The following is a 13160-nucleotide window of genomic DNA, read 5'->3' on the forward strand; positions in this document are numbered from 1 at the left end:
GATTACGGCGCGGTCGGGGTGATGATCGGCAACAGCAACAACGAGGTCTCGTACACCAAGATCGTCAACGCCAAGGCGCCGAGCTTCGACTACGGCCATGATGGCGGCGGCATCGAGCTGTTCGGCACGATGGACAACATCAAGATCCACGACAACTGGATCGAGAACAGCGTCGGCTTCATCGAGGCCGGAGGGACCAAGAGTGTCCTGACGAACATCTCCATCACGAACAACGTCAGCCTGAACAACAACGGCTTCCTTGTCCTGCACAATGGCGGTGGCAACTTCGCCAGCACGTTCAAGAACGTCGACGCGAGCCAAAACACCATCATCGAACAGAACAACGCTGCGAAGCAGATGGCTAGCGTCTTCCTGGATGCTCCCTATCAGAAAGGTGAGATTTCCTTCCACAATAACGTGATGTATCTGAATAACGGAGATTCTTTCTTTAAACAAGTCGGTAGCTATCATTACGATAACGTCTTCTATGCGCCCTCCAAGGCGACCCATCTCTACAATAACTGGTCGATGACGCTGAATTCCGGTGAAAAGTACATTACGGTCGCACCACCCGGTGGCGCCTCAATCGTCGAGACGCTGAAAAATCTCACAGGTGACCTCGGCGCCACTTTCGTAGCAGCGAGTTCGGTCGGTCTGAACTCCGACAAGTCGGTCACGATCGTGCCACCCCCGGTCGTCGTCGAAACCACTCCGATCGGCGCGCCGCCGATCGAACCGCCGCTGGTCCAGGCCCCGGCGCCTGTCCCGACGCCAACCACATCGACAACCATCGTCGACGGTGACAAGATCACGAAGACTTACGACGCGGCCGGCACGCTGATCAACAAGACCGTCCAGCGCTCCGACAAGTCCTACGACGTCTATGCCAGCGCCATCACCGGCAAGGACTACGCGTCTTCGCACACGAGCTATGACAGCGCCGGCAAGGCCGTGCTGTTGGAGCAGTTCCGTGCCGACGGCAGCCTGCTAATGAAGAAGGTCGTCGGGCTCGACACCACCACCGAGACCTACGACGCGGCCGGTACGCTCACCAACAAGACCGTCCAGCGCTCCGACAAGTCCTACGACGTCTACGCCAGCGGCATCACCGGCAAGGACTATGGGTCTTCGCACACGAGCTATGACAGCGCCGGCAAGGCCGTGCTCGTAGAGCAATTCCGCACCGACGGCAGCCTGCTAATGAAGAAGGTCGTCGGGCTCGACACCACCACCGAGACCTACGATGCGGCCGGTACGCTCACCAACAAGACCGTCCAGCACTCCGACAAGTCCTACGACGTCTATCTCGGCGGCATCACCGGCAAGGACTACGCGTCTTCGCACACGAGCTATGACAGCGCCGGCAAGGCTGTGCTGTTGGAGCAGTTCCGCACCGACGGCAGCCTGATGATGAAGAAGGTCGTTGGGCTCGACACCACCACCGAGACCTACGACGCGGCCGGTGCGCTCACCAACAAGACCGTCCAGCACTCCGACAAGTCCTACGACGTCTATGCCAGCGGCGTCACCGGCAAGGATTACGTGGCCTCCCATGCAAGCTACGGCGCCGACGCGAAGACCCTCTACCTCGACACCACGAAAGCGGACGGTTCACACGCGGTGACGATCTACGGGTCGAACATCGCCTTCAAGGTCGATGGGCCTGCGGAGGCGATCTCCCTGAAGGGACAGAGCGACACGCTGGTCTTCGACAAGGCGTTCGGAAGCAGCGCGGTCACCGGCTTCGACGCAGGGACCGGTGCCGGTCACGATGTGATCGATCTCAATGCCACCCTGGCTTCAGACTTCGCTCAACTGAAGGGATTGATGCAGACCACGGGGCACGACACGCTGATCACGTTCAGCCCCGCCGATCACATCCTCCTGAAGGGTGTGGTCGCCGAGAGCCTGGCGGCGTCGAACTTCGCGTTCCACTACGACCTGCACTAGGCGCAGCGCCCGACAGGCACATCCCGTCATCTCGGCGGCCTGTCGCGCGTCACGGATGCGGGACCCGCACAAGGCCTTCCAGGCGGATGGAGCACGTCATCCGACGCAGGCGACGGCAGGTCTCGCCATCCGTGAAGGGACAGGGACTTGTCAGTCGATCGAGCTGAACCGGAGATGGAAACCATCCCGGATGGCGCTCGGCACCGGCCGCATTCCCTCCGAGGCGTCGCCGAGGCGCAAGGCGAAATTCATGTCGTCGGCCGGGATCAGCACCGGAGCCACCGGCGGCATCGCCTGCGCGAGGCAGGTACCGAGCCCGATGGCGACCGCAACCTGCGCGGAAATCCAAGGAAACAGCTTCCGAAGGAGAGGCCGCAGGTCCAAATCGTCCGATGCGGCCTCCGCCATCGTTACCGGCCCGGGGACCGTGCCCCCCCGGGCGATCCGCGACGGCGGCAAGCCGCTGAAATCGAAGACGGCGTGGTCGTGGCTGAATGGAAGGGACGGCTGATCCATGTGGATCAAAGTAGCGCCAATCCGCTAATGCTGCGTTAACTGCTTACCTGCGCAAGCCGATCTGTTTTGGCCGATCGCGAAACCGGCGCAACGGGATCTCCGCACGTCCGGTCCGCGCGTGCGGACCTTGCACCCGGATCCCCGACATGGTGGGTTCACCCGGATGCCTCCGGTGGCATCGCACGGCTCCTGGCGCGAGAGGCCTCGAAACGGCCTCCCCGCCGCCGGGCGGCAGGCGCCGGGCGCAGGCCATGAACAGGATGCCCCCATACGCCCATGCAGGCCTATCCGCTCCTCTCCGCCCGATTCGCGCGCCTCGGCGCACTTGGTGATGCCGCCGGTCTCCTTCACTGGGACCGACAGACGCTGATGCCCGGCGGTGCGGCTCCCATGCGGGCGGAGCAACTCGCGCAACTCGCCGTGATCGGCCACGAAATCCTGACGGCGGCGGAGACCGGCGACCTGATCGCACGCGCCCTGGACGCGGCGCCGAGCCTCGGCGAATGGGAACTTGCAAACCTGCGCGAGATGCGCCGGGCCTATCTCCACGCCTCGGCGGTGCCGGCCGATCTCGTGGCGGCCAGTTCCAAGGCCTCGTCGCGATCCGGGATGATCTGGCGCGAAGCCCGGGCGCAGGCCGACTTCGCGATGCTGGCCCCGGCCCTGGCCGAGACCCTGCGCCTGCAGCGCGAGGTCGGCGCAGCGAAGGGCGCCGCCCTCGGCCTCGATCCCTACGACGCCCTCCTCGACGGCTACGACCCTGGCATGCGCCGCGCGGCGATCGATCCGCTATTCGCGGACCTGCGGGCCACGTTGCCGAGTCTGATCGAGACGATCCGGGCCCGCCAGGCGCGCGAGCCGGCGCCACGCCCGCTGCCTGGTCCCTTCCCGGTGGAGGCGCAGAAGGTGGTCGGCGAACGACTGATGCGCGCCGTCGGCTTCGATTTCGAGCGGGGCCGCCTCGACGTCAGCCTGCATCCATTCTGCGGCGGTGCCACGGACGACGTGCGCATCACCACCCGGTACGATGTCGGCGATGCCACAGGTGCCCTGATGGGCGTGCTGCACGAGACCGGCCATGCCCTCTACGAGCAGGGTCTGCCCGCTGCGTGGCGTCACCAGCCGGTCGGAACGGCACGGGGCATGACCCTGCACGAGAGTCAGTCGCTGCTGGTGGAGATGCAGGCCTGCCGTTCGGCCGAGTTCTGCGCTTATCTGGCGCCGATCCTGGCGGAAGCCTTCGGCGGGGAGGGTCCAGCCTGGAGCGCCGAGACCCTGCACGGCCGCTACACGCGGGTCGCCCCGGGGTTCATCCGGGTCGATGCCGACGAGGTGACCTATCCGGCCCACATCCTGCTGCGCTACGAGTTGGAGAGGGCGATGATCGCGGGCGACCTCGCGGTGGCCGACCTGCCCGGTGCCTTCAACGACGGCCTGCGCGACCTCCTCGATCTCACCGTCCCGGACGACCGGCAGGGCTGCCTGCAGGACATTCACTGGCCGAGCGGAAGCTTCGGCTACTTCCCGACCTATACCCTCGGCGCGATGGCAGCCGCGCAGCTCTTCCGCGCCGCCCTTGCCGAGGTGCCGGGTATCCCGGCCGGCCTCGCAGCGGGAGATTTTTCGGGCTTGCGCCGTTGGCTGCGGGACACCGTGCACGCGCGCGCCAGCCTGCTGGAGACCGATGAGCTCCTCGTCGCGGCGACGGGCAAACCCCTCGGAGCCGAGGATTTTCTGCGCCACCTCCGCCATCGGTATCTGGGCGAAACCTGATCCGCGCGGCCGATACGGTTCTCGGTGGCGTTCCGGCGACCCAGCCTCTATCCACCCTCCGCTCGCTCCTGCGGGGCTGCGCCGCACCACCCGCGACGTTATGTTCGCGCCCGGACGTGCATCCGAGAATTCCCTCGGTCAGGAGGCAAGCTCGCATGGTGGTGATACTCGCGCTGCTCGGAATCGTGGGCGGAGTCGTGTTCTGGGTGGTTCGCGCCCACGGCACCGTGAAGGCTCTCGAGGAAGTCAATCGGGACACGAAGGGCCTTCAGCGCCGGGCGCGTTCGAGCCTGCAGGACATCTTCGGAACGCCCCTGAAGCGTGTGCGCGACGTGCGCCTCGCGGCCGTGATCCTGATGATCCAGATCGTGCGGACCGGCAGCCCCGTCACCGCTGCCGAGAAGACCAAGATCCTCGAATTCATGGAGTCGCCGCTCGACGTCGAATCCATCTCGGCGATGTTCGAGCGCGCCTGGCGCCTCACCGAGGCCCGCCGCCCGTTCTCCCTGGTGGCGGACGAACTGCTTCCCCTCCTGCGGGACAGCCTGACCGAAGCCGAACGCCAGCAGTTCATCCAGATGCTCTCCGCGGTGGCGGGCGCTCACTCTCCTGTCAGCGAGTTGCAGCGCGAGGCGATCGTGCGGCTCAAGCGCCGCTTCGGCGGCGGCAGCCCCGCGTTGAAAGCGAGCCGGGCGGGCGATTTCGAGCGCTGAGAGAGGTGGACCCGGCACGGCGCAGGCTGTAGGTCGGCGGCCCCTCATCCAGCGGACCCGTGTCCGGAGACCTCCATGGCGGCCTGCGGCCTCGATTTCGGCACGTCCAACACCACACTCGGCCTCGTCACCGGTCAGCGTCCACACCTCGTGCCGCTGGAAGGACGCCACGTCACGATCCCCAGCGCAATCTTCTTCCCGCCGGGACAGGCAGCCGTCATCGGTCGCGCCGCCATGACCGAGTACCTCGAGGGGACGCCGGGCCGGCTGATGCGGAGCCTGAAGTCGGTGCTGGGCTCCTCCCTGCTGGAGGAGACGACTCCCGTCGGCCGCGAGCGCATCAAGTTCCGCGACGTGATCGGGCGCTACCTCGCCGCCGTGAAGGCGCGGGCGGAGACCGAGACCGGCCGTGCCCTCGACACCGTCGTGCATGGCCGCCCGGTTCACTTCGTCGATGGCGACCCCGAGGGTGACGCCCGGGCCGAGGACGCCCTGCGGGCGATCGCCACCGCGATCGGCTTCCGCCACGTCTCGTTCCAGTTCGAGCCGATCGCGGCGGCCCTCGACTACGAGCAGCAGGTCCGGTCGGAGGAGATCGCCCTGATCGCCGATATCGGCGGCGGCACTTCGGATTTCTCGATCGTGCGGCTCTCGCCGGAGCGGCATGCGCGGCCCGACCGCAGCGGTGACATCCTGGCCAATGACGGCGTGCGGATCGGCGGGACCGACTTCGACCGCCGCCTCAGCCTCGGTACCGTGATGCCGCTCCTCGGCCTCGGCAGCGCGATGAATCGCGGCGACATCGACGTGCCCTCGGGCTACTTCCACGATCTCGCCACCTGGTCGAGCATCAACCGACTATACAATGCCAAGACCCTGCGCGAGATCGAGGAGGTCCGCCGCGACGCGCAGCGCCCCGACCTCCTGGCCCGGCTCCACACCGTGGTGGAGGCCGAGCGCGGCCACTCGCTGGCAATGGAGGTCGAGGGCGCCAAGATCGCGACTTCGGAGGCGGGGCGGGGCCGGGTCGACCTGGACTGGGTCGAAGCGGGTCTTGGGGCCGAGATCGACCGGCCGGGGCTCGTCGGACACACGGACGAACTCGCCCGCCGCATCGCCGAGCGGATCGCCCGGTGCCTATCCCAGGCCGGCCTGACAGCGGACCGGATCGACGCGCTCTTCCTCACGGGGGGGTCCACCGGCCTGCCCCATGTCCGCGCCGCCCTGACCGCCGGCGTCCCGAACGCCCGGGTCGTCGAGGGCGACACCTTCGGCTCCGTCGGCACCGGGCTGACCCTGGAGGCGGCGCGGCGCGCGGCCTGAGGCGGTGTGAGCGACGCGAAAACCGTGCCTCGCATGGCTGCACGGTCCGCGCGCGCTTTGTGGCGAGGCCGGCCGATGCTACGAGCAGGCCATGACCACACGACCACCTTCACGCGGCGGTTCCGGGCGCAAGGGCGCCGGTACGGGCCGAGGCGCACCTCCCGGCCGCCCCGCCCGGCCAGGCAAGCCGAGCACCTTCAAGCGGCCGGAGCGCGAGCGCACGGGACCACGCACCAGCGCCCTCGATGCCGCCCAGCGCGCGGCGCAGGGCCGCGGCGATGCGGCGGCCAAGCACGCGCCCTGGCGCCCCGGCCAGGAGGCGAGCGACCGCGAGTCGGCCCCGCGGGATGCCGTCGAGACGTTCGAGGAGGCGCCCCGGCGTGCACCGCGGACCCGGGCCGAGCGGCCGGCGCCGGCACGGCGCCCGGGCGCCGCCTCGCGCGAGACCGCACCGGCACCGGAGGGACCGACCCGGCGCGAGCAGCGCGCGGCCGCCTCCGCCACCCTCGCCTCCGGCGTCCAGACCCTCACGGTGGAGGAGGACGAGTCCGGCATGCGCATCGACCGCTTCCTGACCACGCGCTTCCCCCAGCTTCCCTTCACCCGCGTCCAGAGCATCGTGCGCAAGGGCGAGCTGCGGGTCGACGGCAAGCGTGCCAAGCCCAACGACCGGCTGGAGCCCGGCATGAGCGTGCGCGTGCCGCCGCTCAAGCTCGAGGCCCAGGGCGAGCGCCCCCGCTCGGCCGCGAAGGACGCCACCGACGCCGACTTCATCCGCTCGCTCATCCTCTACGAGGATGCCGAGATGATGATCCTGAACAAGCCCTTCGGCCTCGCGGTGCAGGGCGGCTCCGGTACCGTGCGGCACGTCGATGGTCTGCTTGAGGCCCTGACCGGCAAGGACGGGCAGAAGCCGCGCCTCGTGCACCGCCTCGACAAGGACACCGCGGGCTGTCTGATCGTGGCCAAGACGCGACTGGCCGCCGCGACGCTGGCCAAGAGCTTCCGCTCCCGCTCGGCCCGCAAGGTCTACTGGGCACTCACCGCCGGCGTCCCCCGCATGGCGCAGGGTCGGATCTCGACCTATCTCGCCAAGGAGGAGCCCACGGACGCGGATGCGCGCATGCGCGTGGCCAAGCACGGCGATGAGGGCGCCGCGCACGCCTTGACCTACTACGCCATGGTCGACAACGCGGCGCAGAAGCTGTCTTGGCTGTCGCTGAAGCCGGTGACGGGCCGCACACACCAGCTGCGGGCTCATGCGGCCCATATCGGGCATCCCATCGTGGGTGATCCGAAGTACTTCAGCATCGAGAACTGGGAGTTGCCCGGCGGCATCCAGAACCGTCTGCACCTGCTCGCGCGCCGAATCGTGATCCCGCATCCGCGCACCGGTCAGCCGGTCGACGTCACGGCCCCGCTTCCGCCGCATATGGCGCAGAGCTGGAACCTGCTCGGATTCGATGCGTCCCGCTACGACCCTATCGTCGAGGCGCCCGAAGCCTGAGGCCCCCTCCCGCCCGTCGGAAGGTGCGGCACCTCGTCGGAGGACTGGGAGTGAGGGCGTCGGGGTTGCACCTTGGCAAGCGCCCGCCATGCCTTATCCTCTCGATCCATCCCGGTGGGCGCCTCGCCGCCGGCCAAGGACCGTCGCGCCACGATGCATCGAGACACGATCCTGACGCCCGCAACCGTGATCGCCTGCGCGCTCCTCGCCCTGGCACCCTGGGGCGTCGGCCCGTCGCTCGGCACTTCGGCGATGGCGCAGGGCAATCCTGCCGGGCAGAGCCGGCCCCAGGGTCAGTCCCAGACCCCGGCACAGGTTCAAACCCAGCCGGCAGGGCAGCCCCAGGCGGCACCGGCCGCCCAGCCTCCGGCGCAGGGTCCGTCGCGAGCCGGGGGAGCGGGACAGGTTTCCGGCACGGGCGGCGGCCGCGGCGCGGCGCAGGTCGGACGGTCGCGCCGGCCGTCCTACGCGGCCTGCAATCGCATGTCGCATGCCCGCGGGCTGCGCGGGGGCGCCCGGCGCCGCTTCCTCATCCGGTGCAAGCTCGGCTACGACCGTCCCCGTGCCGGACAGCCGCAACCGGCTCCTGCCCGCCAGCCGTGAGGAGCACCGTCCGCAGTGTGAGGTCGCGTCCTTGAAGCTCATCATCTTCGACGTCGACGGGACCCTCGTCGACAGCCAGCACCTCATCGTGGCCGCGCAGGGCATGGCCTTCGCCGAACATGGGCTGACGGCACCGAGCCGCAACGAGTCGCTCTCGGTGGTGGGCCTGTCCCTGCCGCAGGCGTTCCGCCGCCTGGTCGGCGACGACGGTCCGATCGAGGGATTGTCGGAGAGCTACAAGCGCGCCTTCAACATCCTGCGCCTCGACCCGAACTACGAAGAGCCCCTGTTCCCGGGCATGGGCGAACTGCTCACCCGGCTTCATGCCCGCGACGACGTGCAGCTCGGCATCGCCACCGGCAAGGCGCGGCGCGGCGTCGACCGCCTGATCGAGACGCATGGCTGGGAAGGCTGGTTCGCCACCACCCAGAGCGCCGACGACGCGCCCTCGAAACCGGATCCCGCCATGCTGCTCCAGGCCATGGCCGCGACCGGTGCGGAGCCCAACGCCACGGTGATGATCGGCGACACCACCTACGACATGACGATGGCGGTGAATGCCGGCGCCGCCGCCGTGGGCGTGGCCTGGGGCTATCACCCCGTCGGTGCATTGTTCAGCGCCGGCGCCTCCATCGTCGTCGACACCGCGGACGACCTCGGCGCCCTGTTCTCCGGCGATCCGCACGTGCGGCCTACGATCGAGGCCTGAGAGCCTGGAAGGTCCGCTGCGCGTCTCGCAGCCCGCGCGCCGATGCCCTATCTGCAGGGACATGAGCGACGAATCCCAACCCGACTGGCTCGGCGAACCCGAGAGCCCTTCACAGCCTGATCCCACCCGCGCGGCGCGAAGCCCCGGAAAGCCCAGCCTGCCGAAGCGCTTCTACGGCGAGGCCGGCCTCACCGCGCATGGCGACGGCCTCCGGTTGACTCTCGACGGACGTCCGGCGAACACGCCGGCCCGCAACCCGCTCGTCCTTCCAACCCAAGCGTTGGCCGAGGCCGTGGCCGCCGAGTGGGCAGCGCAGGTCGCGGTCATCGATCCCGCCACCATGCCGCTGACGCGACTGGCCAACACGGCCATCGACGGCGTGGCGCAACGCCGAAACGCGGTGGTGGACGACCTTTCGGCCTATGCGGGCACCGACCTCCTGGCCTACCGGGCGGGGGATCCCGAGCGCCTCGTGCGCGCCCAGGCCGAGGCCTGGGATCCGATCCTCGACTGGGCGCACACGGAACTCGGCGCTCGTTTCATCCTGGGCGAGGGCGTGATGCACGTCGCCCAGCCGAACACCACCGTGGCGGCCCTGCGCCGGGCGATCGAGGAGACCGAGGGACCGTTCCGGCTGGCCGCCCTCCACACGCTGACGACGCTGACGGGATCGCTCGTCCTCGCCCTCGCGGTGTTGCGCGGGCAGGTCGATCCAACCGAAGCCTGGGCGGCGGCCCACGTGGACGAGACCTACCAGGCGAGCGTCTGGGGCCGCGACACGGAGGCCGAAGCTCGCCACGCCGCGCGGCAGGCAGAGTTCGAGGCCGCCGCGCAACTCGCGCGCCTCAGCCGTTAAATCGATTTTCGCGCAAAGCGCCGCATGCTAAGGCCCATTCAAATCGCGACCGCCAAGGTTCGTCGGGGGCGCGGCGTCATCTCTCCAACCAGGGCCTAGCGCGCATGAAGGACATTCTCGAGAAGCTGGAAGAGCGGCGCGCCCAGGCCCGCCTCGGCGGCGGCGAGAACCGCGTCGTGGCCCAGCACAAGCGCGGCAAGCTGACGGCGCGCGAGCGCATCGAACTTCTCCTCGACCACGGGTCGTTCGAGGAATTCGACATGTTCGTCCAGCATCGCTCCACCGATTTCGGCATGGAGAAGCAGAAGATTCCGGGCGACGGCGTCGTCACGGGCTGGGGCACGATCAACGGCCGCACCGTCTTCCTGTTCTCGAAGGACTTCACGGTGTTCGGCGGCTCCCTCTCGGAATCGCACGCGGCCAAGATCGTCAAGGTCCAGGACATGGCCCTGAAGATGCGCGCGCCCATCATCGGCATCTTCGACGCCGGTGGCGCCCGGATCCAGGAGGGCGTCGCGGCGCTCGGCGGCTATGGCGAGGTGTTCCGCCGCAACGTCGCGGCCTCGGGCGTCATCCCGCAGATCTCGGTCATCATGGGCCCCTGTGCGGGCGGCGACGTCTACTCGCCGGCCATGACCGACTTCATCTTCATGGTGCGCGACACGAGCTACATGTTCGTCACCGGCCCCGACGTGGTGAAGACCGTCACCAACGAGGTCGTGACGGCCGAGGAGCTCGGCGGCGCCAAGGTCCACACCACCAAGTCCTCCATCGCCGACGGCTCCTTCGAGAACGACGTCGAAGCGCTCCTGCAGATCCGCCGCCTCGTGGACTTCCTGCCCGCCAACAACATCGACGGCGTGCCGGAAATCGAGAGCTTCGATGATCCCCTGCGCCTCGACATGAGCCTCGACACGCTGATCCCGGACAATCCGAACAAGCCCTACGACATGGGCGAGCTGATCCGGCGCGTAACCGACGAGGGCGACTTCTTCGAGATCCAGGCGACCTATGCCCGCAACATCATGACCGGCTTCGGCCGCATCGAGGGCCGCACCGTCGGGTTCGTCGCCAACCAGCCAATGGTGCTGGCCGGCGTGCTCGACTCGGACGCGTCCCGCAAGGCGGCCCGCTTCGTGCGCTTCTGCGACGCGTTCTCGATCCCGATCGTCACCTTCGTGGACGTGCCGGGCTTCCTGCCGGGCACGGCGCAGGAATACGGCGGCCTGATCAAGCACGGCGCCAAACTGCTCTTCGCCTATTCCCAGGCGACCGTGCCGCTCGTCACCATCATCACCCGCAAGGCCTTCGGGGGCGCCTACGACGTGATGGCCTCCAAGCACGTGGGAGCCGACCTGAACTACGCCTGGCCGACCGCGCAGATCGCCGTGATGGGCGCCAAGGGCGCGGTGGAGATCATCTTCCGCAGCGAGATCGGCGATGCGGAGAAGATCGCCGAGCGCACCAGCGAGTACGAGGACCGCTTCCTCTCGCCCTTCGTGGCCGCCGAGCGCGGCTACATCGACGAGGTGATCATGCCCCACTCTACCCGCAAGCGCGTCGCCCGGGCGCTCAGCATGCTGCGCACCAAGGAGATGGAGCAGCCCTGGAAGAAGCACGACAACATTCCGCTCTGAGGTCGGCGACCCGCCCGGCGGAGAAGGCGCGCGAAACATTCCAGTGCCCTCTTCGCGGAAGAGTGCCATGATCCCTCACCCATACCGGGAGGAGACATGTCATGGCGGCCGAACAGAAGCGTGGAAGTCGCGAGGCGAAGAAGCCGAAGAAGCCCGTGACGAAGACGATCGCGGCGGCCCCGTCGACCAAGGGCACGGTGGTCGCCGCACCGAAGGCCGCTAAGAAGTAGGCGTCGCCGGCGCCGGAGCGGGACGATCCCGCCCCCGGTGCCGGGTCCAAGTGTCAGGGCTCAGCCGTGGATGAGCCTCGCCCCCTGAACGGTCTTGCCTGCCGGATCGGAGGCAGTGCCGAGGTTCAGCAGCACGATCTCGGGGGGCACACCCAGGCGCACGGGGATGCGACTGACGCCGAAGCCGCCGGAGACGATCATGTTCCGCCCCTTACGGACGACGTGGCCATAGGCGAAATCATTGCCGTGGACGGACGGGATGGCGGGCGAGTAGCCGAAAAGCCGGACCTGACCTCCATGGGTATGGCCGGCGAGCGTCAGGGAGACCCGGTCCGGCACGTGGACGAACAGGTCGGGCTCGTGGATCATCAGGAGCACCGGCGCGGAATCGGTGACCTTCGCGAGCGTACCCGGCAGATCGTCGCGACCCTGATCCACGTCCTGCAGGATGAACGGGATCTGGTCGCCGACGCCGGCGATCCAGAACGGCTTGCCGTCCTTCTCCAGGCGCAGGGCGTCGTTCTCCATGACCGGAATGCCGACGTTCTCGAGCGCACGTTGGGCCGCGACAGGCCCGTCGAGGCGCGCCTGAGCCAGCTTGTCGTCCCACCAATCGTGGTTCCCGAGGATCGAGTAGACGCCGAGCGGAGCGCGCAGCGCCGAGACCACCCGGGCGAAGTCCGTGAGCGGGATCTTCCGGTAGGTGACGCTCGGGCCGGCCGGGTAGTCGCCCAGCATCAAGATGAGATCGGGCTTGAGCGCGTTCGTGGTGTCGACGATCTCGGCGATCCGGTCGAGGGGCATGAACGGCTCGCCGACATGGAAGTCCGCCAGCACGGCGACGCGCAGACTCAGGCCGGGCGTCCAGTTCGGCAGAACCGGTGCATAGGGCGTGACGACGAGGCGGTAGAGCGGCTCGATACCGAAGGCATAGACGCCCGTCGACCCGACGACGCCCGCGCTCGCCCCGAGCCCGGTCAGGAACTGCCGGCGGCTCGGCAGGATCAACATCGGCAGGCTCCTCGGTCGCGCAAAGGGCGCGGCACAGTCCTCTCACCGGCAATGATGACGAAATCGAGGAGCGTGACGCGCTTCTGCGGACGCATAGGCCCGAGGCGTTGAGGAAGGGATACCGCGCCTGTGGAAAGGCGTCTTCCGGTGCGGACGATCCCGATGTCCTCAGGAGAGCGGCGTGTCCTCGTGCTCGAAGCGCGCGGAGACCGCGCTGCTCAGAAGCCTTGTCCGCGCCGATTTCCGGGTGGCGGAAACGGCCTGCACGGCCGCCGCCAGGGCCGGAAGCGCGACGGGCCGGAACGTCTCGGCCTGCTGATCGACCATGATCG

The 13160-nt window shown here is 68.3% G+C and carries 12 protein-coding genes and 1 pseudogene; 10 read left to right on the forward strand and 3 right to left on the reverse strand.

The annotated features are described in order from the left end of the window. Positions 1-1950 (forward strand): annotated as a pseudogene (locus ASF49_RS24050) (hypothetical protein); the annotation flags it as partial. Positions 1951-2100: 150 nt separating this feature from the next. Here ASF49_RS24050 and ASF49_RS04895 read toward each other — a convergent pair. Next, on the reverse strand, positions 2101-2466 hold the full coding sequence (locus ASF49_RS04895) for a hypothetical protein (RefSeq protein WP_056468695.1): 366 nt from the start codon (positions 2464-2466) through the stop codon (positions 2101-2103). A 276-nt stretch (positions 2467-2742) separates the two neighbouring features. Between ASF49_RS04895 and ASF49_RS04900 the strand changes: the two genes are divergently transcribed. The 9 genes from ASF49_RS04900 to ASF49_RS24695 all read left to right on the forward strand — a co-directional run bounded on the left by ASF49_RS04900 (position 2743) and on the right by ASF49_RS24695 (position 11817). Beyond that, positions 2743-4239, forward strand: coding sequence for a carboxypeptidase M32 (locus ASF49_RS04900; RefSeq protein WP_056468697.1), 1497 nt, complete (start codon positions 2743-2745; stop codon positions 4237-4239). 155 nt (positions 4240-4394) lie between these two features. Next, the gene (locus ASF49_RS04905) at positions 4395-4952 is read left to right on the forward strand and encodes a tellurite resistance TerB family protein (protein ID WP_056468699.1); all 558 of its coding nucleotides are present in this window, start codon (positions 4395-4397) and stop codon (positions 4950-4952) included. A 75-nt stretch (positions 4953-5027) separates the two neighbouring features. Next, entirely contained in the window at positions 5028-6275 is a 1248-nt protein-coding gene (locus tag ASF49_RS04910; RefSeq protein WP_056468702.1) for an Hsp70 family protein, read from the forward strand. A gap of 91 nt (positions 6276-6366) precedes the next feature. Then, positions 6367-7782, forward strand: a complete 1416-nt coding sequence (locus ASF49_RS04915) for an RluA family pseudouridine synthase (RefSeq protein ID WP_056468705.1) — start codon at positions 6367-6369, stop codon at positions 7780-7782. 153 nt (positions 7783-7935) lie between these two features. Further along, complete coding sequence (locus ASF49_RS22915; RefSeq protein ID WP_082510900.1) at positions 7936-8385, forward strand: hypothetical protein; 450 nt, start codon at positions 7936-7938, stop codon at positions 8383-8385. A gap of 31 nt (positions 8386-8416) precedes the next feature. Continuing rightward, positions 8417-9094 carry an HAD-IA family hydrolase gene (locus ASF49_RS04920; protein ID WP_056468707.1) on the forward strand — a complete coding sequence of 226 codons (678 nt, stop codon included), beginning with the start codon at positions 8417-8419 and terminating at the stop codon, positions 9092-9094. Between the two features lie 61 nt (positions 9095-9155). After that, on the forward strand, positions 9156-9950 hold the full coding sequence (locus ASF49_RS04925) for an ATP12 family chaperone protein (RefSeq protein ID WP_056468710.1): 795 nt from the start codon (positions 9156-9158) through the stop codon (positions 9948-9950). Positions 9951-10054: 104 nt separating this feature from the next. Next, complete coding sequence (locus tag ASF49_RS04930) at positions 10055-11587, forward strand: acyl-CoA carboxylase subunit beta (RefSeq protein ID WP_056468713.1); 1533 nt, start codon at positions 10055-10057, stop codon at positions 11585-11587. Positions 11588-11688: 101 nt separating this feature from the next. Beyond that, on the forward strand, positions 11689-11817 hold the full coding sequence (locus ASF49_RS24695; RefSeq protein ID WP_272481492.1) for a hypothetical protein: 129 nt from the start codon (positions 11689-11691) through the stop codon (positions 11815-11817). A 60-nt stretch (positions 11818-11877) separates the two neighbouring features. Here ASF49_RS24695 and ASF49_RS04935 read toward each other — a convergent pair whose 3' ends face one another. Together ASF49_RS04935 and ASF49_RS23500 are read right to left on the reverse strand one after the other, a co-directional pair. Continuing rightward, positions 11878-12828: a metallophosphoesterase gene (locus ASF49_RS04935; RefSeq protein ID WP_056468715.1), complete on the reverse strand. Its 951-nt coding sequence runs from the start codon at positions 12826-12828 to the stop codon at positions 11878-11880. Between the two features lie 168 nt (positions 12829-12996). After that, a complete protein-coding gene (locus ASF49_RS23500) occupies positions 12997-13155 on the reverse strand; it encodes a hypothetical protein (RefSeq protein ID WP_156652860.1) in 159 nt (52 codons plus the stop codon). Positions 13156-13160 lie beyond the last annotated feature (5 nt).

The sequence above is a fragment of the Methylobacterium sp. Leaf104 genome, assembly GCF_001422885.1.
Taxonomy (GTDB): Bacteria; Pseudomonadota; Alphaproteobacteria; order Rhizobiales; family Beijerinckiaceae; genus Methylobacterium.